The sequence below is a fragment of the Flavobacterium piscisymbiosum genome, from assembly GCF_020905295.1.
Classification (GTDB): domain Bacteria; phylum Bacteroidota; class Bacteroidia; order Flavobacteriales; family Flavobacteriaceae; genus Flavobacterium; species Flavobacterium piscisymbiosum.
This window is the reverse complement of record NZ_JAJJMM010000001.1, coordinates 1,049,268-1,075,258: the sequence shown is the minus strand read 5'-3', so window position 1 is coordinate 1,075,258 and position 25,991 is coordinate 1,049,268. Positions and strand designations below refer to the sequence as shown.

The 25,991-nt window shown below is 34.2% G+C and carries 26 protein-coding genes; 2 read left to right on the top strand and 24 right to left on the bottom strand.

Annotated elements, in window-relative coordinates; all coding sequences use genetic code 11:
• From LNP81_RS04940 to LNP81_RS04900, 9 genes are all read right to left on the bottom strand, one after another.
• Positions 1-729, bottom strand: coding sequence for a hypothetical protein (locus LNP81_RS04940; RefSeq protein ID WP_230033857.1), 729 nt, complete (start codon positions 727-729; stop codon positions 1-3).
• Positions 730-1,264: 535 nt separating this feature from the next.
• Positions 1,265-1,726: an IS200/IS605 family transposase gene (gene tnpA / locus LNP81_RS04935; RefSeq protein WP_230033856.1), complete on the bottom strand. Its 462-nt coding sequence runs from the start codon at positions 1,724-1,726 to the stop codon at positions 1,265-1,267.
• Positions 1,727-1,893: 167 nt separating this feature from the next.
• The gene (locus tag LNP81_RS04930; RefSeq protein ID WP_078006692.1) at positions 1,894-3,333 is read right to left on the bottom strand and encodes a nucleoside recognition domain-containing protein; all 1,440 of its coding nucleotides are present in this window, start codon (positions 3,331-3,333) and stop codon (positions 1,894-1,896) included.
• Between the two features lie 111 nt (positions 3,334-3,444).
• A complete protein-coding gene (locus LNP81_RS04925; protein ID WP_230033854.1) occupies positions 3,445-4,518 on the bottom strand; it encodes a winged helix DNA-binding domain-containing protein in 1,074 nt (357 codons plus the stop codon).
• A 90-nt stretch (positions 4,519-4,608) separates the two neighbouring features.
• Positions 4,609-5,322, bottom strand: a complete 714-nt coding sequence (locus LNP81_RS04920) for a 3'-5' exonuclease (RefSeq protein WP_230033852.1) — start codon at positions 5,320-5,322, stop codon at positions 4,609-4,611.
• Positions 5,323-5,447: 125 nt separating this feature from the next.
• Positions 5,448-5,924 carry a methylated-DNA--[protein]-cysteine S-methyltransferase gene (locus tag LNP81_RS04915; protein WP_230033850.1) on the bottom strand — a complete coding sequence of 159 codons (477 nt, stop codon included), beginning with the start codon at positions 5,922-5,924 and terminating at the stop codon, positions 5,448-5,450.
• 240 nt (positions 5,925-6,164) lie between these two features.
• The gene (locus LNP81_RS04910; RefSeq protein ID WP_230033848.1) at positions 6,165-7,022 is read right to left on the bottom strand and encodes an NAD-dependent epimerase/dehydratase family protein; all 858 of its coding nucleotides are present in this window, start codon (positions 7,020-7,022) and stop codon (positions 6,165-6,167) included.
• Positions 7,023-7,319: 297 nt separating this feature from the next.
• On the bottom strand, positions 7,320-7,769 hold the full coding sequence (locus LNP81_RS04905; RefSeq protein ID WP_230033846.1) for a GNAT family N-acetyltransferase: 450 nt from the start codon (positions 7,767-7,769) through the stop codon (positions 7,320-7,322).
• Positions 7,754-8,656: a LysR family transcriptional regulator gene (locus LNP81_RS04900; protein WP_230033844.1), complete on the bottom strand. Its 903-nt coding sequence runs from the start codon at positions 8,654-8,656 to the stop codon at positions 7,754-7,756. The genes LNP81_RS04905 and LNP81_RS04900 overlap by 16 nt, the downstream gene beginning before the upstream one ends.
• Before the next feature lie 146 nt (positions 8,657-8,802).
• Between LNP81_RS04900 and LNP81_RS04895 the strand changes: the two genes are divergently transcribed.
• Positions 8,803-9,198, top strand: coding sequence for a rhodanese-like domain-containing protein (locus tag LNP81_RS04895; RefSeq protein ID WP_230033842.1), 396 nt, complete (start codon positions 8,803-8,805; stop codon positions 9,196-9,198).
• Between the two features lie 56 nt (positions 9,199-9,254).
• Here the strand turns inward: LNP81_RS04895 and LNP81_RS04890 are convergent, their stop codons facing one another.
• Genes LNP81_RS04890 through LNP81_RS04875 form a run of 4 tightly spaced genes read right to left on the bottom strand, consistent with a single transcriptional unit; the run spans position 9,255 to position 14,419 of the window.
• Positions 9,255-10,121: a tetratricopeptide repeat protein gene (locus LNP81_RS04890; protein WP_230033840.1), complete on the bottom strand. Its 867-nt coding sequence runs from the start codon at positions 10,119-10,121 to the stop codon at positions 9,255-9,257.
• A gap of 24 nt (positions 10,122-10,145) precedes the next feature.
• Positions 10,146-12,539, bottom strand: coding sequence for a M28 family peptidase (locus tag LNP81_RS04885; protein WP_230033838.1), 2,394 nt, complete (start codon positions 12,537-12,539; stop codon positions 10,146-10,148).
• A 6-nt stretch (positions 12,540-12,545) separates the two neighbouring features.
• Positions 12,546-12,893 (bottom strand): hypothetical protein, encoded by a 348-nt coding sequence (locus LNP81_RS04880; protein WP_230033836.1) that lies wholly within the window; start codon positions 12,891-12,893, stop codon positions 12,546-12,548.
• Positions 12,890-14,419 (bottom strand): carbon-nitrogen hydrolase family protein, encoded by a 1,530-nt coding sequence (locus LNP81_RS04875; protein ID WP_230033834.1) that lies wholly within the window; start codon positions 14,417-14,419, stop codon positions 12,890-12,892. The genes LNP81_RS04880 and LNP81_RS04875 overlap by 4 nt, the downstream gene beginning before the upstream one ends.
• A 179-nt stretch (positions 14,420-14,598) precedes the next feature.
• Between LNP81_RS04875 and LNP81_RS04870 the strand changes: the two genes are divergently transcribed.
• Positions 14,599-14,931 (top strand): single-stranded DNA-binding protein, encoded by a 333-nt coding sequence (locus tag LNP81_RS04870; protein ID WP_230033832.1) that lies wholly within the window; start codon positions 14,599-14,601, stop codon positions 14,929-14,931.
• A gap of 112 nt (positions 14,932-15,043) precedes the next feature.
• On the opposite strand, the gene LNP81_RS04865 is transcribed toward LNP81_RS04870, so the two are convergent.
• From LNP81_RS04865 to LNP81_RS04815, 11 genes are all read right to left on the bottom strand, one after another.
• Entirely contained in the window at positions 15,044-15,736 is a 693-nt protein-coding gene (locus LNP81_RS04865) for a DUF2461 domain-containing protein (RefSeq protein WP_230033830.1), read from the bottom strand.
• A 323-nt stretch (positions 15,737-16,059) separates the two neighbouring features.
• Positions 16,060-16,245 carry a hypothetical protein gene (locus LNP81_RS04860; protein ID WP_230033828.1) on the bottom strand — a complete coding sequence of 62 codons (186 nt, stop codon included), beginning with the start codon at positions 16,243-16,245 and terminating at the stop codon, positions 16,060-16,062.
• 81 nt (positions 16,246-16,326) lie between these two features.
• Positions 16,327-16,845, bottom strand: a complete 519-nt coding sequence (locus LNP81_RS04855) for a ferritin (protein WP_065451911.1) — start codon at positions 16,843-16,845, stop codon at positions 16,327-16,329.
• A 76-nt stretch (positions 16,846-16,921) separates the two neighbouring features.
• Complete coding sequence (locus LNP81_RS04850; RefSeq protein ID WP_230033827.1) at positions 16,922-18,403, bottom strand: hypothetical protein; 1,482 nt, start codon at positions 18,401-18,403, stop codon at positions 16,922-16,924.
• 154 nt (positions 18,404-18,557) lie between these two features.
• Positions 18,558-19,685, bottom strand: coding sequence for an OmpA family protein (locus tag LNP81_RS04845; RefSeq protein WP_230033826.1), 1,128 nt, complete (start codon positions 19,683-19,685; stop codon positions 18,558-18,560).
• Positions 19,686-19,775: 90 nt separating this feature from the next.
• Positions 19,776-20,417, bottom strand: a complete 642-nt coding sequence (locus LNP81_RS04840) for a chloramphenicol acetyltransferase (protein WP_230033825.1) — start codon at positions 20,415-20,417, stop codon at positions 19,776-19,778.
• Complete coding sequence (locus LNP81_RS04835) at positions 20,417-21,124, bottom strand: HAD family hydrolase (protein ID WP_230033824.1); 708 nt, start codon at positions 21,122-21,124, stop codon at positions 20,417-20,419. Before LNP81_RS04835 ends, LNP81_RS04840 begins: the two co-directional genes overlap by 1 nt.
• Before the next feature lie 429 nt (positions 21,125-21,553).
• Positions 21,554-22,441, bottom strand: a complete 888-nt coding sequence (locus LNP81_RS04830) for a DMT family transporter (protein WP_230033823.1) — start codon at positions 22,439-22,441, stop codon at positions 21,554-21,556.
• 124 nt (positions 22,442-22,565) lie between these two features.
• Complete coding sequence (locus LNP81_RS04825; RefSeq protein ID WP_230033822.1) at positions 22,566-24,083, bottom strand: flotillin family protein; 1,518 nt, start codon at positions 24,081-24,083, stop codon at positions 22,566-22,568.
• A gap of 11 nt (positions 24,084-24,094) precedes the next feature.
• A complete protein-coding gene (locus LNP81_RS04820; RefSeq protein WP_230040870.1) occupies positions 24,095-24,664 on the bottom strand; it encodes an NfeD family protein in 570 nt (189 codons plus the stop codon).
• Positions 24,665-24,996: 332 nt separating this feature from the next.
• Positions 24,997-25,743: a hypothetical protein gene (locus LNP81_RS04815; RefSeq protein WP_230033821.1), complete on the bottom strand. Its 747-nt coding sequence runs from the start codon at positions 25,741-25,743 to the stop codon at positions 24,997-24,999.
• Between the last annotated feature and the right edge of the window lie 248 nt (positions 25,744-25,991).

Sequence of the window (25,991 nt, the reverse complement as noted above, 5' to 3'; positions counted from 1 at the left end):
TTATTCTTGTTTATGAAAGTCATCAAAACTCATTTTTTTCTCAAAATAAATCTTGTCTTTTGCCGAAAGTAATTGCTTTTGCCATTGATTTCCGCTTAAGCGAAAAACAATCGAATCTGAATGTTTAGCAATTCCCATGTTCTCATCATTATCATCGGGTTCAAAAGAAACTGTTTTGCAGTAGAATGATTCAGGATTGGCTTTCGCCGAAGGATTTTCGAATTCGACCCAGCTTCCCCAACCACTATCAGACATAGTATACCAATCGTAAACCAATTGTATGTCATTGTTTTTTAAATAATACAAATAATGACTTTGATTGTAACCACAAGCAGGATATCCAAAACTAATTTGAATAAAAGGCGAACTTTTGGCACTTTCTGTTCCTAATCCGTAAATAGCATTCCATTCAGATCCTTTGTCGACTCTTTCAATTGTAATATTTGATGAAGTAGTTTTAGTTTTATTCTGATAAAAATCAAGACGATATTTTCCTGTTACAATGCTGTCCTTATCTGCTTTTTGGTCTAAAAGATAAGCCAAAACATAGTTGTCTTTTGATATTTCTCCATAATCAGCAATAGAAATTGTATCTATTTTTAAGAAATTTTCTTTAACTGCAGTGATTTCGGTTTTAGTTCCGGGAGTTGCAGCGATTGCCTGATCGACTGGTTTTGGCTTTTGGCAACCAATTAAAAGGCATGCGATAAATAGGTATTGTGGTTTCATTAATTTGTGGTATTTTATTAATTCAACGAATTGAATTTGTTTTTATTTTTAAACCGGATTAAAATAGCTCGATTCCTATTTTTAAACCGGATTAAAATCCGGCCCTACAATATAAAGCGTTCCTCCGGAACTCTGAAAACAAGCTATGGGTCCGATTCCTATTTTAAACCGGATTAAAATCCGGCCCTACAATATAAAGCGTTCCTCCGGAACTCTGAAAAACGAGCTATGGATCCGATTCCTATTTTAAATCAGATAAAAATCCGGCCCTATAATATAAAGCGTTCCTCCGGAACTTTGAAAACGATCTATGTGTCCGATTCCTATTTTAAACCGGATTAAAATCCGGCCCTACAATATAAATCGTTCCTCTGGAACTCTGAAAAACGAGCTATGGATCCGATTCTATTTTAAACCGGATTAAAATCCGGCCCTACAATATAAATCGTTCCTCCGGAACTCTAAAAAAAGAGCCATCGGCTCGACCCATATTGTAGGGCTGGACTTCAGTCCAGTCCAGTCCGGTTTAAATAAATTATATTAATTTTTCAAAAATATATTTTTCATCGAATTTGACATTAAATTTATTTAATAAAGAAATATATTCATCTTTAAAATTTTCTCTTTTATGATGCTCCTCTTGATTAGCAATATATTTATATACAGCATCAATGTGGGATTTGCTATAGGAGAAAGCACCATACCCTTCTTGCCATTCGAATTTATGTTTTGTTAATTGACGATCATTTATAAATTTTGATGATTTCCCTTTTACAATTTTCATTAATTCCGAAATAGAAATTGTTGGCTTAAGGCTTAAAAGACAGTGAACATGATCTTCAGTCCCATTTACAATTAAGGTTTTGCAACCCGTTTCATTTATTAATTTTCCAATGACACTTAATATTTTTGATTTGCAGTCACTTGTAATAATTGCTTCTCTATATTTTACTGCAAAAACTGCCTGAATATAAACTTGATGATAAGTATTTGACATTTTGTATTTGTTGGTAACGATTTAAATTCGCAACAATATTACAAAATATTCTTACAAATATTAAATTGTTCATCAGGAACTCTAAAAAAAGAGCCGTAGGCTCGCCCTATATTGTAGGGCTGGACTTCAGTCCAGTTTAGATAAAATCCGGAATAAATCATAATGATTTAAAAAAACCAAGTCGCTACAAAAATTGCCGTAATCACACAAATAAGATCTACAAGAAGCATTGTGCCCAATGCATAACGCGTATTTTTGATATTTACAGAACCAAAATAAACCGCAATTACATAAAAAGTACTTTCGGCACTGCACTGAAAAATGCTGCTCAATCTTGCTGTCAAAGAATCTGCACCAAACGTATTCATCGAATCAATTAAAAATCCGCGGGATCCTGCAGAGCTAAACGGGCGAAGCATAGCTACCGGTAATGCATTCGTAATTTCTTTACTCACTCCCATATTCGAAAAAACAAATGCAATTGCATCGCTTATGATTTCGAATAAACCGCTGTTTCTGAATAAAGAAATAGCCACTAACATTCCCAATACATAAGGAAAAATAGTAACTCCGGTTTTAACACCGTTGTTTGCGCCTACTACAAATGTCTCAAAAACAGTTGTATTAGCATCGCTAAATTTCTTTTCATGTTTGAATGAAAAAATCAATGTAAAGGCAATAATTCCAATCAATATTAAACCCGAAAGATTAGAGGTAAAGTAATTTTTTCCAATTAAATCTAAATGGTTAACGTACATCAGCAAACCAATAATCGCGGCAATTAAACCGATTAAGACAATAACAAGCGAAGCGCTTTTAAAATTGATTTTTTGTTTAATTCCCACAATCAAAAATGCTGCGATCGTACCAATAAAAGAAGTAATAATACACGGAAGCATAACATCGGCAGGATTCGTGGCATTTGCTGCAGCACGATAGCCAATAATTGACGTTGCGATTAAAGTTAAACCCGAAGCGTGAAGGCACATAAACATAATCTGAGCATCACTTGCTCTGTCTTTGTCGGGATTTATTTCCTGTAAACTTTCCATGGCTTTAAGTCCAAAAGGAGTTGCAGCCGAATCTAATCCAAGGAAATTCGCGGCAAAGTTTAAAGTCATATAAGATATAGAAGGGTGATTTTTAGGAATACTAGGAAAAACCTTTACGAATACCGGACTTAGTACTTTGGCTAATTTTCCGGATGCTCCTGAAATGATTAAAAGTTCCATTAATCCGCAGAAAAAAGCCAAATAAGCAATAAGCGGTAAGATTAAATCGACCAAAGTGCTTTTGCAAGTAGGCAATAAACCATCAGATTTTTGAAGACCGCTGAAAATTTTTACCGTTTTATTTTTATAAACATAAGTAGTATCTGCATTAAGCGTATCACGATTGATGATCATGGTCTGATCCGGCGCTTTCTGAATGCTGTCTTTGATGAAAGCAGGAAGTTCGTGAATGTATTTTTCTGAGACCAGAATCGGATCGTCTTTTTTTCCGTTTATAACAGAATCGATAGTATAAGTGTTGGCAGTAAATAAACTGACCACAATAAAGACAATTGAGGAAATAAAAATCACTAACCAGAATCTACTTAATACCATAATGCTAATTTTTTTGTAAATATAATTATTTAGCGATTGTATGCGCAAAGATTTTATAAAGGATAGAAGAAGTATTTCTAAGAAACGATAGTATTTTAATGAAAATGAAAGTTATTCAATAACAACTTTAGTTCCCAGATAGTTCTCAAAAGCTTTAATACCTTCAAACAGAATTTCTTTTTTTGAACTTTCGGGTGTATTAAAAAATTGCGTTTCTATTTTTGCGTGATCTTTTTTGATCGTTCGTTTCCAGGTCCCAATGACCTTTCCGTTTTCGAGAATAATAGGTTTGAAAATTCCATTATTGGTGAAAGCTTGAGATTGATGTTCTAATAAAATAGAAGCTTCTCTGGATTTATACGATATTAAAATCTCATCAAAAGCTGGGAGAAAATGTACGCTTTCGCGGAAGTGGGTTTCATCAGAAATATCTTTTTTAAACCAGTAGATTTGATTTTCAATCTCGACCGAATTCAATTGCAACTCAATTGCACTAAGTGCCAATTTGCAGGTAGTTGGCGGAAAACCAGACCACCACGAAAAGTCAAGAAGCGTTGCAGGGCCATGACTTTCGAAATATCTTAGGGCTAATTTTGCTAAAGCTTCTTCTTTGGTGAATTTAGTTTTAGGTTTCGAAACCCTTTCTTCCAGTAAGGCATAAGTTATCTGTTTGCCTTTCATTTTGCCGTTGCATACCAAACCATCGAGTTCGGCATGCTTCATAATAGCTGCCGCTAAAAAATCCTGACTTGAACCTTTTTTTATGTTGAGTTCCTGCATGATTTCGTCACGCGTTAAATGATTGTTTCCCGCTAATAATTTTTCTATTTGAGAATTAATTTGGTTGAGCATCTTCAGATCATAACCATATTTTTTAGCAGCCGAAATAGTCATTTTTTGAACTTGTGGTCCTGACAGATCCAACATCCAATAAATATCTTCTGCCGAAACAAAATGCCAGGTTGGTCTAAGAATATGCGTTCTGATAATTTGTGCCGAATTTATAGCCTTTTCAATTGCTGCTTCAGTAGCCTCGCATCTGGAACCAATTGCCCATTTTGCCATTGCATAATCCTGAGCCTGCATTGCGCAAAGATGTTTTACAATTTCTTCCGGAGAATTTGAACTTGTTTCATAGAGTTTCTGCGAAACAAGACGATAATGAGAAATTTCCTGGTGCGTCATTCGTTAAATATTTAAACTATAAAAGTTAGATAAGTTTATGAAAAATACCTTAGTATCTTAGCAACTCAGTACCTTAGTGGCTTAGAAAAGCTATACATGAATAATTTCATCATCAATCAATAAATCTTCACGACGTAAGCGCAGGAAAATCTGAGCCACGGCAATAGTATCTTTTTCGCAATACGTAACAATTCGGTCAATATCTTTTTCGACATAAAACACATGACCTACCTGACTTCCGTCGATATCACCTTTTGGTGATGGAATTCCCAGAATTTTAGTTAATAGTTTTAAAGAAGTAAAGTGTTTATAATCGCCAAACTTCCATAATTCTAAAGTATCTAAATGTGGAATTTCCCAAGGTTTTTTACCAAATAAATTCAGTTTGTCCGGAATTGCAACCTGGTTAATGATCATGCGTCGGGCAATAAACGGAATGTCAAACTCCTTCGCATTATGTCCGCATAAAAGATGTTGCGGCTGATGAAAGTGATTGTTGATTAGATTATTAAAGTCTTTTAGAATCTTTTTTTCATCGCCAAAGAACGACGTTACTCTAAAATTCCTGATATCGCCTTTGATTGTAAAATAACCAACCGAGATACAAACAATTTTTCCGAACTCAGCCCAAATCCCGGCGCGGTCGTAAAATTCTTCAGGTGTAAAATCCTCTTTTCGTTGGTATTGTGTTTTATGATCCCAAAGCGATTGCATTTCCGCGTCAAGCGAATTAAAGTTCTCTTCTTCCGGAACAGTTTCTATATCCAGAAATAAAATGTTATTGAGGTTTATTTTTTCAATCATAATTTTAGTTTAACACGAATTACACTAATTGGCACAGATTACTTTGAGTAAAACAATTACACGAACTTAATTTTTGTAAATATAAAGCTATAATTTTAATTCGTGTAATCTGAGAAATTTGTGTTTTAAAACAAAGTCTGTTGTGTAGTGGGGTTTTCGTGTTCGATTAACCATTTTTTACGGGATAAACCGCCAGCATAACCCGTTAAAGAACCATTTGTACCAATAACGCGATGACAGGGAACCACAATCCATAACGGATTTTTACCATTGGCCGATGCAACGGCACGAATCGCTTTTACATCACCCAGTTTTTTGGTTTGATCCATGTAACTTACTGTTTTTCCGTACGGAATCTCTAATAAGGATTTCCAGACTTTCTGCTGAAATTCAGTTCCTTTTGGGTTTAGTTTGAAAGTAAAATCAGTTCTTTTTTTATCGAAGTATTCCTCAAGTTGTGAAACAGCTTCTTTTAAAACTTCCGGAATTTCCTGAGAAATTTCATTGGTGCCAACATCAGAAACGGAAATTAAAGAAATACCATCTTCATCTCCAATAATTTTGGTGATTCCTAAAGGTGAATTGATATAGACTGTTTCCATAGTTTTTATTTAACCGCGAAGATGCAAAGGATTTACGCAAAGTTCGCAAAGTTTTTTAAACCATGTAAGTTATATAAGTAAATTTAAGTTTTAAGTTTTTTACCACAAAGCCTGCAGAGGTTTCACAGAGTTTACAAAGTTTGCTGCGGTCAAAAAAATCGTTTATTTTAGGAGGTCACAAAGCTTTGTAGTTTGGTTTAAATGAACTTATATAACTTATATGGTGAAAATTATAAAGGTTTAATAGTTTTCTATTTTAAACTTATAATTCAAAGTATTTTCAATCTTCTCACTTGAAATAACCTTCTTGATATTCGATTTTTCGGCACTAAATTTCGGCAAAGTCAGGTTTTGTTCTTTTGCTTTTTGAGTGTAATATTCTTCTCTTGTGGGATGAAAAGGCACAACGGCATTAAAAACTTCATTCCATTTTGATTGATGGATGATTTCTTCAATAACTGTAATGCAATCTTTTTGATGAATTAAATTTACAGGAGCGTCCGGGTTTTCGAGGTTTTCTTTTCCTGCCAGAAATTTAACCGGATGGCGATCTTCACCAATTAAACCGCCAAAACGTAAAATAGTAGTTTCGAAATTTTGATTCTTTTGAAGAAGCGCTTCTGCCAAAAGCAATTGTTTGCCGCTTTCGGTTTCAGGATTCGGAATAGTTTCTTCTGTAATATTTCCGTTTTCATCTCCATAAACAGAAGTTGAACTCACAAAAAGCACCTTTTTTACTGTTGATTTTTCTATAAACGGAATTAAATTTTGGATCTTTTCTACAAAAATCTTTCGCGAAGATTGAGATGAATCAGCATTACTTCCTCGTAATTTAGGCGGGATATCTATAATTAAGATTTCACTATTATCGAGAAAAGCATGTATACTTTCTGAAACACTTTCGCTTTCAAGCGTTCCTTCTCCCGAAGCCTCGGGATCCCTCAGGATGACAACAAACGGATTTATTCCAGCATTTTCTAATATCTGCAATTTACTTTCAGAAGTTGTAGAACCGTTTACTGAATGTCCTTTTTCGATAAAGGTTTTCGCTAAAGGTAAACCTAGCCAGCCGCAGCCTAATATGCTTATATTTTTCATTTTTTTAAGGTTCAGAGTTACAAAGATACAAAGGGACAAAGATTCCAGTCTTAAAATTAAAATTTTAAAAAAATGGTGTTTTCGCAACTTGTGAGAAATTATCATTAAGGTTGAAAAGTAAAGGCAAAGCCGCAATTTTTTTGAATAGGCTCCAGCTTCAGCTGGAGAAATAAGATTTAAAGAGAAAAAGGCTTTAGCCAAAACAAGATTAGTTGGCTAAAGCCTTTTTCCGTAACTATATTTTACATCCAGCTAAAGCTGGACGCTATTCAATTTATAATTTTAGCTTCAATTATATTACAAATCTAAAAAGAAACAAACTTTATCTTTTCCTTTTGCACCAATTCGTTGATAGAATTTTATAGCTCTTTCATTAAATTGAGGCGTTCGCCACTGCATATTGACACAATTATTATTCTTTCCGATTTCTTTTAGTTTGTTGATTAAAACTTCACCAATCCCGAAATTTCTGGCACTTTCTTCTAAAAACAAACAATCCATATACAAAAAATCGGCGGCGCTCCAGGTTGAATAAGTAAAATTATAAGATACATAACCTACGATGGTTTCTTTTGTAGCAACGACCAAACAATATAACTTGGGTTGTTCGCCAAATAATGCTTTTCTTAGACCTTCTTCTTTTCCTTCCGGAGAATAATCGGCTCTTTCGAATTCAGCGTGTTTCTGGCATAAAACAACCAGTTTTGGTACATCGGCTATTTCGCAATTTCTTATTGAATATTCCATTGCAGGTTGATTTCGTTTTGTAAAAAGGTAATAAAATGATAAAAGTAATCCGGATATTGTTCGTTTTCGCGAATGGCAATAAAGTGTTTTCTTTTCAAACCGTTTTTTCCAATTTTAATGGCTTTTATCGGGTTGTTTTTTAAATGTGGTAACAAGGCCCATTTTGCCATCGACATTACGCCCATATCGGCTTTAACCATTTCCAGAGAGGCTTCGGTTAAAGGTAGTGGCGTTATTTTCTTTGGAGTTACTTTGGCTGGAGCCAAAACAAACTGATGTATTGTAACGGTTTCCATCGGAAGGGAATGAATTAATAGGTGTTCGTTGATAAAATCTTCGGCAACCACGTATTTTTTATTCGCCCAGGCATGGTTTTCAGAAACCGCCATTACGACTTCGTCCTGAAAAAGTTCAATGTATTTGATATTATTGTCTTTGATCTGATCGCTGATAATCGCGATATCAATGGTGTTTTCTAATAACTTTTGCAGCGGAATATGAGTGGCTTCGGTTACAATTTTCAGTTCAACATTAGGATATAAAAGATGAAATTGTTTTAAAACCGGTGGCAGCCAGTGATAACTCGAAAAACATTCGGTACTAATTCTTATTTCGCCGTGTTCTCCGTAAACCATTTGCTTGATTTGAGATTCGGTTTGTGAGAGTTTCTCCAGAATTTCATTGGCCAATTCATAGATTTTTTCACCGGCTTTGGTCAAAACCAGCTTTTTATTGGTTCTCAAAAAGACAGGAGTTCCTAATTGGTATTCGGCTTCTTTGAGTTGGTGGCTCAAGGCCGATTGCGTCAAATGCAATTTATCAATCGCTTTGGTGATGCTTCCTTCTTCAACAATTGCTTTTATTAATCTTAAATGACGGATTTCCATTTTTTGGGAATTAGAACTACAAAGAAACAAAATTTTAGACTGGGTTTTTTATGAAAAAAAGTAATCAAGTTGATGAATTCTTTTCGTTTTTATAGGATGTGCTGTTGAATTATTTTTGAAAAAAACAAAACCTTAAAAACAGAAAAATGGAAGCGCAAATTAAACACTACGAAAACAAACTGGCCTTCGAAATGGATCCTTCGGATTTATTTGATGCTTTGAACAATGGCGAGAAAGTAATTGTAATCGATGCAAGAAAAGCATTTGGTTTTGAAGCCGAACATATTCCGACAGCCATTAATATTCCGCACAGAGAAATGACGGCTGAAACTACAAAACATTTGGATAAAGATGTTTTGTACGTGACGTATTGCGATGGAATTGGCTGCAATGCATCGACAAGGAGCGCTTTGAATATGGCAAAATTAGGATTTAAAGTAAAAGAATTGATGGGAGGAATCGAGTGGTGGAAGTTTGACGGTTATGCCACCGAAGGAACAAAAGGAGTAAAAGGAGGTTTGAAAATTGAATGTGCCTGTTAACGAAAAAGGGCAAACTTTAATTTTAAAGTTTGCCCTTTTTTATATTTATATCGAAATTATTCGATGACAATATTGTTTTCTGCCGCAATTTTTTTGAAAATGCCTTCTTTGTTTTCTTTTACCATTTTTTGATAAATAGCCCCCATGAGCATTTCGGTATCTTTTGCATATTCTGATTTATTTTCGGTGTAAATTCTGTGGGCTATAAAAATGTCACTTAATGCTTTTTCGTCGTTGTTGAGTTGCAGGTAATTTTTTCCAGCTCCAAAATAGCCTTCAGCATTGTTGGGCTGATATTTTATAAGCCTTTCATAATAATCGATAGCCGTTTTGTAATCTGATTTTAGCGAATAAACTACACCAATATTCATTAAGGCATATTCACCCTCGGGATAAATATCCAATGATTTTTTATAATACTTTACGGCATTATCGTAATCCTCCAATTGTCTGTAGCAAACTGCAATATCATCGAGTGCCAAAACAAATTTTGGGTCTTGTTTTAATGCAAGCTGCAAACCTTCGATCGCTAATTTATAGTTTTGAGCTTGCATAAAATCTTTTGCAATGATATAAGAATTTTGTGCCTGTTCATTTTTAGAATCACTATAATAAATATCTGATTTGTTTTCAGATGCTTTTGGTAAAAACTTCGAACAGGTCTTTCCAATAGTTTCATCTGATTTTTGAAGTAAACTCTTGATTCCTTCCACCGTATTGATACCTTCTCTTACTTTCGCATCTTTATCTTGCAAAACTAATTCTGCCATTGAGTTGGTCAAACAATTTCTGTAGATTTCTTCATTTATTTCTTTGCTTTTTTCCAGGCAAGTGCAAGCTTTAGTAGCTATTTTTTCTTCTAAGGTCTGACTCTTAGCATTGAAAAAACTTAAAGTAATAAAAAGCAGAAATGTTTTCTTCATAATGGTTAGGTTAGAAAAGTTTATTTATTCTGGTCTTACAACAGGTTTTAAACTGTCTTTTGCAATAACAGTACTGTCTTTTACTGCGGTTGCAGGTGCAAGAGTAGCTACCGGTGCTGTATATTTTTTTATTTTTTGTTGAATTAAAACGGCATCATTTAAAACAAAAGGAGTTGGCATCATCCAGTCGCTTCTTGGTTTTATTTGTAATAATGGATTGGTCATTAAGTCGAATGAACTTTCGATTAAATCCATATCAAAAACAGAAGATTTATTGATGTAGAAATCCATGACAAGCGGTTCGTTGCCTACGACATAATAGCATAATATTTTTCCGCCATCTCTTTCCAGACGGTTTCCTTTTTCTCCCGAAGTTGCGACACCATTGGCTTTAAAATTAAAAAATGTCATTTTAGGATTCGCATAAATATCGTAACGGTTTACTTTTCTGTTTGGACTAATTTTAATTTTTAAATACCTATTATTGCCTACAACACTATCTTTTAAGAAAGCAATTGTTGGTTTTGGAATATCCACCACAGGAGCAATTGCGCTATAGGTAAAACCTGAATTGTATTTGCTGGCCAGCGGTAAAGAGTTTAAACCAACGGCTTTTTGATTTTTTTCTCCTAAATAAGTTTTAGTCCATTCGTCTAAGTTTACATCATAAGTGGTCCAGACTGCCGAGTTGGTATTGGCATTATAAACATATAATAAACTATTTGATTTTGCTTCTCCATGTTGGTAACCTGAATGGTAACCGGCATAAATAAAGAATCCGATAGAAACGGCAAAAAAGAACACGGTCCAGGCTCCTTTTTTGAAAAAATCACCAAATACAGGAAGTAATAATCCGAAAAGTAAAACGGTTAGGATAGCACTTCCAAAAAGAATTTTTAAACCTAAACCAACTGGAAACATGACGATGAAAGGCGCAATAATGGCCAATGCAGGAATGCTGAATAATAAATTTACGCCCAAACTATAGTGTTGGGTAATGACAAAGATTCCGAATAAGATAATTCCAAAATAAACCGGAATAATAAGGAATCCAGCTCCTGTTAAGCTATTTGCCAGAAATGCATTGATGATAATCCAAAGCAGCAACGGTGCTACAAAATGGTTCATTGTGATTTTTGCTTCTGAAAAATGATGGTAAAAAGCAAAAGAAATGGCGATACTTAGTGTTACAAAAGCCCCAATGTAAGCGTGACCATTATAAGTGAATCCGTTAAGGAGATCTGAATATTGTGGATAAATTTGAAGCAGAATTTTCCATCCTAAAAAGGTAACCAATCCTGAGATTGTGATGGCGCCTAAAAGCGGAACAAATCCTCTGAAAATTTCTCTGAAGGTAATGACGCGCTTGGCTTTTCCTATAAAAATAAAAACAATCAATAAGCCTAATGCAATGATCGTCATTGGGAAAACCCATGTAAATGGATAACTTATAAAAGAGAACGGAACGCTAAAGTACACATCATCTTCTGTAGAATTGGTTTCATTGAGATTAACATTCGAAAAGTATTTTAATAAAGGCATTAAATACGTTCCCTGATGTTTTAGTGTGGTTTTGCTTAAATGTTGAACATCGTCTTGCTGCGTATGATAATTATAATGTCCGTCGATAAAAGCAAAATTGAAACCCTGAATATTTCCCTGTTCTCTAAAAACAGTTAAATCAGTATCGTTGGGAAGCATTTTATAAATGCTGTACATCAGCGAATTTGAAACCGGATATTGGGTTTTCGCATTTGCAAATTCTTTTACAAGTGCCTGATTTCCTTTATTGGTTTCCATCAGCATATAACTTGGTCCGGAAGAACCTCTTGCTTCAAAATTGATGACAAGTCCAACTTCTTTTGCCCATGGATGTTTGTTCACAAAAAGAGCGGCTCCGTTTAAGCCCAATTCTTCGGCATCAGAAAAAAGAATAATAATATCGTTTTTATGGGGCTGTTTGGCGTATAAAAAAGCACGAATTCCTTCTAATATTGTTGCAACTCCTGAGGCATCGTCGCTTGCACCTTTAGAAAATGAATGTGGTGCACTGTCGTAATGAGATAAAAGTAATAGCGCTTTTGAACTATCAGTTCCTTTTATACGGGCCAGAATATTTTTAGATTTTACTAATAATCCTTTGTCGTTAAGTGTAAAACCTTCCTGAATAGAGGTTTCCAGTCCAATTCGATTGAGTTCAAGTTTAAGGTAATTGGCAACCAGTTCATGATTGGTAGAACCAACATAATGTGGTTTTTGCGCAATAATTTCGACTTGATTTAGCGCTCTTTCGGTAGAAAAATCAGCAAGTGCTTCTTCATCTTTTGAGATCCATTGCGGCATCATCGAGGCATATATGATGCCAAGAATTGCTAAAATGCAGACTATGGCCAGAATTGAGGTGGGGTTTTTCTTCATTACGTACTATATTTCTTTTTTAACAAGCATAAAATAATCATTGTCCAAAGATCGATATCCCCGATCATACAGGAAATAGTAGGTATTCCCTGTTTTGGTCTGCAAGATATTGGTAAAGAATTCGAAATCAAAACCTTTATTGATCATTTTATCCCTTGTTGCTTTAGATTTTCCATCAGTATTTAATTCACACAAAATACGGTAATTTTTTCGTAATTTGTTGTTTACATTACGCATGAAATTAGTGCTGTCTTTATTTATTTTATTGTTGTAGGCATTTCTGCAGCTGTCTGAACAGAATTTTTTGTCTTCGCGGCCTACAAGTTTTTCGGAACATTCAAGACATGTTTTCATGGCACTAGCTTTTTAATCTCGTACAAATCGTTTCGTCTGTCTTTTAAAATTCGTACACTTCCATGTTCATGAAGCTGTTTTAATAGATTTAAGTCGACGTCAACGATCAATGTCATTTCGGTATTTGGGGTTGCTTCCGCTTTTATACCATTACTAGGAAAAGCAAAATCCGATGGCGTAAATACAGATGCCTGTGCATATTGAATGTCCATATTATTCACTTTTGGTAAATTACCCACACAACCTGCTATGGCTACATAACACTCATTTTCTATGGCACGCGCCTGCGAACAATGTTTTACACGTGTATAAGCATTTTGAGTATCGGTTAAAAAAGGGACAAATAAAATATTCATTCCTTCATCAGACATTATTCTCGAAAGCTCCGGAAACTCAACATCATAACAAATCAGGATGCCAATTTTCCCACAATCTGTGTCAAAGGTTTTAAAGTGCGATCCGCCTTTCATTCCCCAATGCTGCACTTCGTTTGGTGTAACGTGAATTTTAGTATACATTTCTGATGTTCCGTCTCTTTTGCATAAAAAACCAACATTGTACAAGTTCCCATTATCTAAAAGTGGCATGCTTCCGGTAATAATATTGATGTTATACGAAATGGCAAATTCCTGAAAACGCTTTCTGATAGGATCAGAATATCGGGCAAGTTCACGAATGGCTTCGGCTTCAGATAAATGATTGTAATCGGCCATTAAAGGCGCAATAAAAAGTTCCGGAAACAAAGCAAAATCAGCTCCGTAACCTGAAACAACATCGATAAAAAATTCTGATTGTTCAAAAAATTCTTCCAGATTATTCAATTGGCGCATTTGCCATTGTACCAATCCTAAACGAATAACACTTTTTTCAAGATTAATTAATTTCGGACTTTCGTCATAGTAAACGTTATTCCATTCTAAAAGAACAGCGAATTCTTTCGACTCTTCGTCGCCTTCAAGATAATTTTTGATAATTCGTAAAACGTGAAAATCATTACTCAGCTGAAATGAAAGTACCGGATCGTGCAATTCTTTATGTTTTACTTTATCGATATACACTTTTGGTGTCATCTTTTTGGCGTGTTGAGCATAATTTGGAATTCTTCCTGCAAAAACAATCGCTTTTAGGTTTAATTGTTCGCAAAGTTCTTTACGCGCATCATATAAACGGCGGCCTAAACGCAAACCGCGATAATTAGGATGGATAAAAACGTCTATACCGTACAATATTTCCCCATCTGGATTATGAGTTGAAAAAGTATAGTCGCCAATAATTTGCCTGTAATTGTGTCTTTTGTCTACCAATTTTTCGTCGACAATTAGTGATAATGCCGATCCTACAACGATGCCGTCAACTAGTATAACCAGTTGGCCTTCAGGAAATATTGAGAGTAATTTTTTAATATCGTTAGATCTCCAGTATGAATTCGCCATTTCAGGATACGATTCAACCATTGAATTTTTTAACTGCTGATAGTCGTCGAATTCTAAATTTCTTAATTCGACTTTATTGATTTTTGTTTGCATTGTAGTATGATTTCTGTTAAATATACGGAAAAATATTTCCATTTACAAACGCTTACAAATAGTTACAACCGAAAGTAATTAGTTTACAACCGATTATTTTTTGGAGTCTGTCGCATCTTTGCCTTGTTGAATTTGATAAACGAATTCTTTTATATACGAACATTTAAATATTATACGCCATGAATGCAATGAAAAACAGAGTACAATTAATTGGTAACGTAGGCAACGATCCGGAAGTCAGAACTTTAGAAAGTGGAAGAAAATTAGCCTATCTAACGATTGCTACAAACGAGAAGTACACCAATGATAAAGGTGAAAAAGTAGAACAAACTGAATGGCACCGTGTGACCGCCTGGGGTAAAACTGCTGAAATTATCGAAAAATATGTAGTAAAAGGGAAAGAAGTAGCTGTTGAAGGAAAACTAACCCATAGAAGTTATGACAATAAAAACGGTGAAAAAAGATATGTGACCGAAGTTATTGTCAATGAAATTTTATTGCTCAGCAGATAACGTTATTCAAATTTACATTTGAGTCCGAAAAGGTTTTTATACCAATAACGGCATACTTAGCAAACCCGACAGATTTTTAAAACCTGTCGGGTTTAAATTTTGTGTTGTAATGCTATAAAACAGAAGCGCCATTGATATCGGTTGAAAGTATTTCGCTCATATAATCGAAAAAAGGTCTCATATTTTTGCAAGTGTTTAAAGCCTGTTCTAAAAACAACGGACTTAAAACTTCCTCATCAGTAAAACGTTTGATGATTAAAAACTGTTTGTAGCGAAGCAAATCTATGGCTTCGTGGTTGATATCGTAACCTTTTGGTGCTGTTTTGAGTTGTTCACCTTGTAGAGTTCCAAAAGTTTTTACAAACGATTTCGATTGTAATATTTTATTCATTGGTCCGGCATCATGAGCAAATTCGCTTCGTATGCGTTTTAAGTCTGCAGCATTGGGTCCCCAAAAACCACCGGCAAAAAAACTGTTGCCTTTTTCGATATGAAAATAATAACCGCCGCGTCTTGCACTTGTTGCTCTTGTATAACTGCCGCCCCAAAAGGTTTTAAAAGGAGTTTTATCTTTAGAAAACCGAATGTCGCGATAAATCCTGTACACACTTTTTTTACCCGAAGACGTTTCAAGAACATCAGTTTTAGACAGTTCCTCAAGCAAAGCGCCTGCAAAGGTTTCAATATGATTTAATTCTTTTAAATACTCAGGTTTATTGGCATCAAACCATGGCTTGTTGTTATTTTCTTTAAGTTGAGTCAAAAAATCAAGACTTGATTGGGGTATAGTAATCTGGTTTTTCATAATTAAATTTTGAGGAATCAATGCTAAATGTTATACGCCTAATTATTTTTTACCGCAGAGAAACGAAGGTTTTTCGTAGAGTTCACTAGGATTTAAGTGCGTTTACACCATCTAAGTCCGCAAAGCTTTGTGTCCTGATCCCGAAACTTCGGGACGGGATGTGTTTTTACCAACTTAGCATATTTAAAAAAACTTTGTGTTCTCTATGATAAATTTTTTCTCTCTCCACATGATTTAGAATTGATCTGTTTTGTGTCTTTTAAGACTACTGCAATTTAAACTAAAAACCCACCAAATTTCTTGGTGGGTTTTATATATTTTAGTTAAGCAGTTTTTTTGAATAAATCAAACATAGGACAGCGAGAGCAACGTTTCTTTTCACTCTTTTTGTATTTCTCACAACAAGAAGATTTGCAGTTTTCCAAGTTTTTAATCTTGTCAAGAAGCTCTTTTTTCTTCTTTTTCTTTTTGTCCTTTTTCTTGTCCTTATCTTTTTCTTTCTTGCTCAATTTTCCTCCGTATTTAAAAACAGAGACAAATATAAAAGAAAATAGTTATTTTTAAGTATTCTAAATAAACTTTAACTTTTTTTATTTTGGATTGATAGCAATAGAGCTTGTCACCGTTAATTGCTGAATATCACGGTCGAACAAGTATAGTCCTCCTTTGTCATCACCAATTAAGTTGATTTTATCTAAGATAGATTTAGCTGTCGCTTCTTCCTCGATTTGTTCTGCTACATACCATTGTAAGAAATTGTGTGTTGCATAATCTTTTTCTGAAAAAGTAATATGTACCAATTCGTTGATAGATTCTGAAACAAAAATCTCATGGTTGTAAAGTGCTTCAAACATTTCTTTGAATGTAGAATAAGATGTTTTTGGCGCTTTAAGATCGGTAATCTGAGCGTGACCTCCGCGTTCGTTGATATACTTAACTAGTTTAAGCATATGTGCGCGCTCTTCGTCTGATTGGGTATACATAAATTGTGCAATTCCCTCTAATCCGTGTACTTCGGCCCAACAAGCCATAGAAAGGTAGGTTTGCGAAGATTCTGCCTCTATGCGAATTTGCTTGTTTAAAGCTGCTTCAATATTTTTCGATAACATAATGTGACTTTTTTGTAAAGTTAGAAAAAATAATTGGTTTCGGTTTTTTGAAAGCGGTAAAGAGGATACATTTGGATTAATTCTCAATAAATTTAAGCTTCTCAAATTTAGCCGGTCTCGAGAATTGAGACTTATTCATGATCGGATTTCTATTGTCTTCTCTTATCAAACCATCTGTAAATTTGCGTAATACAAACTGTTTTAAAACATTATCATAATAGCTCAGGATGTAATAATCTTTTAGTTTAAGAATGTTTTGAAGAGTTACATTTTTATTGATACTTAGAAAATAGAAAATATTGTCGATTGCTAAAGGTTCTTGTTGCGGGTTATTTACAAATTCATTGTTAGCATTTAACATCGCATCAAAAGAAACCATTTTACTTTGTGAATACTGCTGAACTCCCATGTCATCAAAACCTCTTAAAGACATGTTGTCAAATGGGCTGTAAGCAAAAGAAGAATAAATATGCTCAATAAATCCGCCAAAAGTTACTACGTTATTGTTCTTCTTTTTAAAAACAGAAACACCAACATTCAAATTATACAATTGTTTGAGAAACTTTCCTGTAGTTTTTAATTCCTGAGGTTTTTCGTTATTTAGCTGAAGAAAAATCGGAGAGTTTTTAAAGCGTATCGTATCATTTTTTGAAATTGAAACGCTTTTGATCGATTTTTGCGAATCAAAATCTTTTATATCAAATAAGAATTCATCTTTACTTGCCTTAACCTGAAATAATTTGTTTTGACTATAGAATGAATTTGAAGATTTAGAAGGATTTTTTGAAACAGGCTGCTCAAAATTTTTCTCTGTAATCTCGCCATTTCCCATATTAAGACTCATTACTTGTGTTTTCTTTGAGTTGTAATCAAATGTCAAAATAATTTGATTGTCAAGTGTATACATTTTGTTGATACCAGTGGTTTTGTCTAAGGAATTAAAATCGTCTGATTCCATTTTCTGAAGTGGAAAATATCGAATAAGTGAGCTAAAGGTAAATTTTTGTCCTCTTTCATTTTGAAATGGCATACCAGAAAAATCAAACATTTGGATTTCACATTTTCCATTCTGAAACTCATAAAGAAGTAAGTGCTGTTGGTTTTTCTCTTTTCCAAGAACATAGAAAATATTGTCTTTTTGAAATGTAGTGACAAAATATTCAATGTTTTCAGGGAAATCAAAATTTAAAGCCCTGGAAGTTTTGGTATCCAGATAGTATTTTATGATTCTTAGGTTTCTTCTGTTTTGTGAACTCCAGTAAAGTGTTGGATTTCCATCTTCACTAATACTGTGACCAATTAAAGTTCGATCATCTACATTCCTTAGCGTATCTGAAAACTGATTGGTCAGAAATAACGATTTATTATATTTTAAAATATTGATTTTTTTATCATCTGCTGCAAAAACGTAAATGTCATGAGTTTTTACATCGTCGACATTTAAAGCCTGGCCATTTTCTAATGGATTATTTAAATTTAATGGATACGTATTTAATACTGTCTGGCTTAATAGTATTGATTGATAGAGGAGGAGCGAGAAAAGTAGAAGCTTTTTCATAATTAATTGGAGCACAAATATTATTCCAAATTTAATTAAAATATCCTCTAATAAATAGTATCTGTAAAAGCATTTCTTTTGTTTCGTAAAGTCCTAAAAAAAGCCCTAAAAGAAATTTTCCTTTAGGGCTTGATTTATTTTTTGATTAAGATTATTATCTTACTCTAAAAGTAACTCTTCTTGCTAATCTTCTAGCTTCTTCAGAATCTTTTTGGATTGATGTATCAGCTCCGTTAGCCACAACATTTAATCTTGAAGATGCAATACCTGCTTTTTCTAAGATAGTTTTAACATTAGTAGCTCTTGCATTTGATAGTTTCTCGTTGTACTCAGATTTTCCAACCTGATCAGCATAACCTAATATATCTATAGAAGTAGATGGGTTTTTTCTTAAGTAAGTTAAAACAACATCAATTGCTGCAGTAGAATTTTCGATTGGAGTTGATTTGTTGAAATCAAAATAAACACTGTAATATTTGTCATTGATCATTTCTTTCACAATGTCTTTATCACTTACCACATTCGTTGTAACAGGTTTTTCTACGATAACTTGTTTTGATGGAATGTTTTTTATCTGTGCTTCAAGTTCAGCAAGTTTGTTGTCATACGCTGTAAGATCAACATTTTGTGAAAGAACAGTCCAGTCAGCATGTTTTGTATTTTTTCCTAAGTAAACTTGCAAACCTACTGTACCATTAAAAATAAGTCCTGAAAAACCTCTGTTTTCGCCAACGTAAGCACCATCAAAAGTATGGTCTTGTGATGCGTTTAGAATAGAAGAGAAATCTCCAGTTAAAGCAATTCTGTTTGATAATCTTATTTGTCCAGTTATACCGGCAATAAAGTTACCTGTCCAGTCTTTTCCTCTAAAATTATCACTTTTTAACTGACCTACACCAAAACCAGCGTGCCCTAATAAACCAAATGTATTAGTCCAAGTTTCGAAATTCATGATACGGCCTAAGTTAGCAACTCCTTGTAAGTCTAATCTTTGGTATTTTGAATCAAAGTCCATAGAATCGTCTCCACTAGTGAAACTGTGGTAGCCATAATCAAGTTTTAATCCAAACTTGTTATTAAACATATAACGAACTCCTGCTTCACCAACCCAAGGACTTGGAGTATCTGTAGAGAAACCTGCAGATAATGGTCGCTGAGGTTTAGTAAAACCTCCACCTAATTCAATAGACCATTTATTATAGCCATTTGAGGTATTTTCTGTTTGCGCATGTAGGTTGTTGAAACCCAGTGAAAACGCTAAAATAATTACAATTTTTTTCATTATTATTTGAGATTTTTAAATTCACCCCAAACAAACAATATATTGTAAGAATTATTCTCCAGTATAAGTTTTTATAACAACAGAATAAGGTTAAATTTGGTTTTGGCCATTCATTAATTCCTGAAAATAGTCAACAAATTGGCCCATATGCAAACCATCCATCAAGCCATGATGTACATGGATTGACATAGCAATAGTTCTTTTACCTGCCTCTGAAGTAATCATTTTTCCGAATGAAATTTTAGGGCAACTATCTGGAAACGTGTAACTTCGCGCGTGTGAAAGCGAAGTGAAATTCAACCACGGAATTGCCGAAAAATGAATCAGATTGTCATCATCAAAGGATCTTGTAAAAAGCCCGGTTGTGTTTTGAATACGCTCAATTTCGGCTAAAGCATTTTGTTCGAATATTTTAAAATCAGGATTGTATTCAATTAAAGAAAATCCAAAAGTACCATCTTCGCGGCCAATTGTTGCCGATGCATCAACACGATCATTAATATAGATCTTGTCATCGGCAATTCGGTATTTAAAATTCTCGATTGCATTTACCGCAACCAATGTTTTGTGTAGATAATAGATGAAGAAAGAAGCTTTAAGGCTTTTGGCAGTTTGATAAGCTTTGGTACAATCAATTTCTACAGTTGCGCCAAAAAAAGGCTCTTCCATTTGTTTAAAGTGCTGGAAATGTTCTTTTCTGTTCCAGTTTTCTAAATCTAAAAGTGTTTTCATTATGATAAGTTCTGAAGTACTTCAGTAATTTTTTCGAATGAACTAAAATGCTCGTGTTCGACTTTATGACTAATTTTTTCGTGTTCCCAAGTGGTGTGAAACGGAATATGAACGGCGTAACCTCCAAGTCCTAAAACGGGTAAAACATCAGATTTTAATGAATTCCCGATCATCAGAAACTCATGGGCCTGAATATCTAAACGCCCTAATAGTTTTTCATAATCGATTTCCTGTTTGTCTGACATTACTTCGATATGGTGAAAATAATGACCCAAACCTGAACGATGTAATTTGCTGTGCTGATCTTTTAAGTCTCCTTTTGTAGCAACAACCAATTTATATTTTCCGTGCAGGGATTGTAAAGTTTCTTCCACTCCGTCCAGAAGTTCGATTGGTTTTTCGAGTAATTCTTTTCCGTACTGAATGATTTTTGCAATAGCCTCAATTGGGATAGTATTGTTCGAAATATTCATTGCAGCTTCAATCATCGAAAGAATATAGCCTTTGATTCCGTAACCGTATAAAGGTAAATTGTCAATTTCGATTTTAAATAATTCTTGTGAAATTCCCTGATGCGAAAGATAGTCTTCCATCAAAGCACAGAATTTATGCTCCGTTTCCTCAAAGTAAGGCTCATTCACAAATAAAGTATCATCAGCATCAAATGCGATTACTTTTAAGTTTGGTATTTTGTTTCTATGTAACATAAAGATGTTGTTTTTTTAGTTTCAAGTTTGCTTTGTTTCAAGTTTTTTTGCCACTCCCGATAGCTATCGGGATAAAAGATTAGAATGATTTAAAAAAATAAATCTGCTTAAATCTCTTTAAATCTGCGTGAAACCCTTTTTAAATCTGTATCATCCATGGACTTTTTTTTCGCCACGAATTCACGAATTATTTTAAATAAATCTGCTCAATCTGCTCAATCTGCGAGAGAACTTTTTTACAACCAAATAAAACCAATCAGCGTAAACCCGTTTAAATCTGCGTCATCCGTGGGCTGTTTTTTCGCCACGAATTCACGAATTATTTTAAACAAATCTGCCCAATCTGCGAGAGAATTTTTTCACAACCAGATAAAAAACAATCAGCGTAAACCCGCTTAATCAGTAAAATCCGTGGACCATTTCTTAATCCTAATTCTTAGTAAACAGTTTTTTTAATGAAATAGTCTTATCGTAAAAAGTAATTCTAATTCCAAATAGCAAAATGATGCCGCCAAAAACCATTTGTAAAGTTATTTGTTCTTCTAAAAACAACCAAGCTAATATGGATGTAATTACCGCCTGACTCAATAAACTTAATGAAACTCTCGTAGCGCGCATGTGTTGCGTGGCGTAACTAATAGAAAGCCATGCGCACAATTGACACATTACCGCCTGAAGTACTAATACAAACCAACCAGTATCTGAGAATCCGGTAAAAGGTTCGTTTAAGGCATAACAAAGTATCCCTAAATATATACTTGAAGCAATTAAATTAATGGTCATAAAGGATAGAACATCAACATGCGAAAGGACATTTTTACTTACTAGAAGATAAATGGAATAAAGAATCCCGGATAAAACGGCAAACAAAAAGGCCTGATTGAAATTTAATTCCAGAAAAAAACTAAAACCAACCAAAGTAACCATTCCGAATAATGAAACAACCGTTCCTATCCAGAAGTTGGTTGCGGGTTTTGATTTTAAAAAGAAAAAAGAACCAATCCCAACCCAAACCGGAGATAAATTCGTAAGTAAAGAAGCCTGAGTAGCACTTGAATCCTGAATGGCAATATTCCAAACCGCAACATCAGATGCAAATAAAAGACCACAAAGAGCCGATAATAAAATATATTTAGTCTTTGGGAGTTTAAAATTTTTGGTAATCAGGACATAAGGCAAGAGTAAAAGCAGGGCAAAAGCCATGCGATAAAAAGCCGAGATTAATCCTGGTGCTAATTTAAGTTTAACTAATATTGGAAAAATCGAAATACAAAGTATTCCGCCAATTAAAGCTAATCTTGGTTTGGTGATTTTCATTAGGTATATATATTCGCGTATTATTTTTCAAAGATACTTTACAAAATGAATACTTTGAAAGCAAAAAGCGCGAATCAATTAAAAATCTTAATCGGTTCGCGCTTTTTGATAATAGAATGAATTATTATTCTTCTTTTTCTACAACTTCAATTGTTGGAGGAACTTCTGGAGCATCTTCGCCTTTTAAATAAGAAGGTAAATTAAGTCCGGCCATATTAAATAAGTCATTCAATGGAGGGACCGTTTTCATCATTCCTGAAACAAAGTTTGCAGTAGATGAATTTCCGTTATCGCCTTGTCCGTTACCTGAATCCCAAACCGTAATTTTATCAATTTTAATGTTTTTAACGGCTTCAACCTGAGTTCTAACCAATTCTGGAAGTTTTTCTAATAATAATAGTTGGAAAGCTTTGCTCGGATCTCCTCCTGCAGCAGCCACAACTTCTTTGTAACCTTCGGCCTGCTTGGTCAATATTTCAAAGAGACCTTTTGCTTCTGCTTCCATTTTAGCAAAAATCGCATCAGCTTCTCCTTTTGCATTCTCTCTTATAGTTTCGGCAGCAGCCTGTGCTTCGATGATTGCTCTTTGTTTGGCAATTTCAGCAGGAATTACAATGTTCGCAATCTGTGTAGAACGTTCTCTTTCAGAACGCGCTAACTCGGCTTTTTGCTCAGCAACATACGATTCTTCGAGTGCTTTTGCCTGTTGTACTTTCTCGGCAGTTATCGCAATACGCAATGATTCTGCTTCTTTTTCTCTACGTAAAGCTTCAGAATTTGCAATAGCAATCTTGGCCTCATTTTCTCCCTGAATTGCAATTGCATTGGCTTCAGATGTTTTTACCCTTGTATCTCTTGCAGCTTCTGCTTTTCCAATAGTTTCATCTTTAGAGGCAGTTGCAATACTAATTTCTCTGTCTTTTTGTGTGATAGCGATTTTTACATCTCTGTCTCTGTGTGTTTCAGCGATTTGAGTGTCTTTTTCTCTATCAGCAAGAGCTTTACCGGTTTCTCCAATTTTTTCCTGCTCAGCAACGCTAATTTTTGCTTCGTTAATTGCTTTTGCAGCCGCTTCTTTTCCAAGAGCTTCAATATAGCCAGACTCGTCTTTAATATCGGTAACGTTTACGTTGATTAATTTTAAACCAATTTTCTTTAGTTCACTGTCAACGTTTTTCGAAATATTATCCAAAAATTTATCACGGTCAGAATTGATTTCTTCAATAGTCATCGTTGCAATTACCAAACGTAATTGTCCGAATAAAATATCTTTTGCCAGTTCCTGAATTTGTTCTGATGATAACCCTAAAAGTCTTTCTGCAGCCGTATTCATACTATCAGTTTCTGTAGAAATTGCAATAGTAAATCGACAAGGAACGTCGACTCTAATATTTTGTCTGCTTAAAGCATTGGTCAGGTTAGCCTCGATCGAAAGCGGTTTTAAATCTAAAAATGCATAATCCTGAATCACCGGCCAGATAAAAGCACCACCACCGTGAACACATTTTGCCGATGTTCCGCCGGTACGACCATAAATGACTAAGATTTTATCAGAAGGACAACGTTTGTACCTTGAAATTAATGCCGAAATTGTTACGAATAAAACGATTGCCGCAACTGCAATTAAAATAATTGGGTTCATGCTTGGTTATGTTAAATGGATTCTACTATTAAAATATTATTATTTTCTATTTTTACTACTCTAACTACCGCTCCTGATGGGATTCTGTCATTTTCGGTCATGGCCTCAAGTTCGTGAAAAGCACCGTTTACACTAATCATAATTTTTCCTTTTCCTTTTTTGTTTTCGGGAATGGTCAAATAAACTTCGGCAGTTTTATTTAATGTATTGGTTATTTTAAACGAATTGTCTTCGGCTAATTTTTGTACTTGTTTGATAACCAGAAAGAATAAAACAACGAATAAAACCCCAACGATAAATGAAGCAATGATGAGCAATACCGGTTGATCGCCAATTAGGGAATAAAAAGAAATTCCGGTCCAGCTAAATCCTAATAAAAAATTGATAAGATTTCTTAACGAAAAAAGCTGAAAGTCTGAACCTCCATCGTGTACATCTGCATGAAAGTCAGTGTCAAAACCATCGGCTACGTCAAGACCGGTGAAGGTAATAATGGTCTGAATAATAAAAATGATACTTGTTGGAATAGCGATATACCAAAAAGATTTAAGTAAAGTGGGTAAACTATCTAGCAGTTCCATCATTATAGGTTTTTTAGAACGATTTAGGCGCTAATATCTTACTTTTTATGAAAGAAAACTAATTTGTAGAATAATTATCCAGTAAAATATCAGGAATTATATAACAGATGTTGATTGATTCTCTGAGCGCCCGGAAACCAAGAAATTAAAATGTGCCGTTAGGCACGACAGGTTGGTAGAAAAACATGAATTAGAATAAATTCAGCGTGCCGTAGGTACGCAAGAGATTTCATTTTGTTGCGTACCTAGGGCACGCCAATGAATTTGAAACTGATTTTTTTTCTACCAACCTGTAGTGCCTGGCGGCACAAAAATATAAGATCAATTTGTTTTTAGAAATCTCGAAAAACAAATTGATCTTTAATCCTATTATCTTTAATTGACCATACAACATTATACGCTCCGGCACCATCTCCGTTAGACATTGTTATGAAAACTGTTTCATCTAAACCAATAGAAATTTGTGTGTTTTTGAAGCTGGGACTGTATAATCCGGTTAAATTATTTATTGGAAGAGTATAAGTTTTATTTTTATGGGAAATTTTTATCTCTTTTATTTCGATGAGGTTCTCGGATTTTATTCCGTCAATTCCCCAAGGATATTGATCATCGATCTTTGATATGAAACCATCTTGTTTTTTAATTTGATGTTCTTTTGGTATGAACTTTCCGGTTTTGATCGAAATTACGAACTCATCATTTTTGAATTCAGCACTATTTTCTGAGATAAGCTTCATCTTTAGTTTTGGCAGATCACTTAAATACTGTATCCGACTTTTGTGAATATAGCCAAAACCCTGATCTTCAGTTTTTTTTGATGAGTCTGTTTTTGGTTTTGAGATTCCGTAAGTGATGTAAACCCATTCATTTTTTTCATTTTGGATGGCATCCATGTCTTCAAAAATTTGATTTTCAGAAACTTTGCCTACTATTTTTGATTTTGCATTTCCACTTTCCCGAACATTTACAAAGCCATCTTTATCTTTAATAATACCAAAAGCGGCGATATATTGTGCTTGAGAACAGGTAAAACTCAAAAGAAGAAATAGAGTAAAGGTTAATTTTATTTGTTTGGTCATTGGTTTTATTAATTCTAAAGAAAGTGCTAATCTATTAACAAATTCCCATTTTTTAATAAATATAAAAAGTTAGTTTAAACTTGTTTTTATTTATTTATTTAAAAATTGAATCAAGAATCAAAATGTGTCGTTAGGCACTACAGGTTGGTAGAAAAACATGAATTAGAATAAATTCAGCGTGCCGTAGGTACGCAAGAGATATCGTTTTGTTGCGTACCTACGGCACGCTATCGAATTTGAAACCTGAT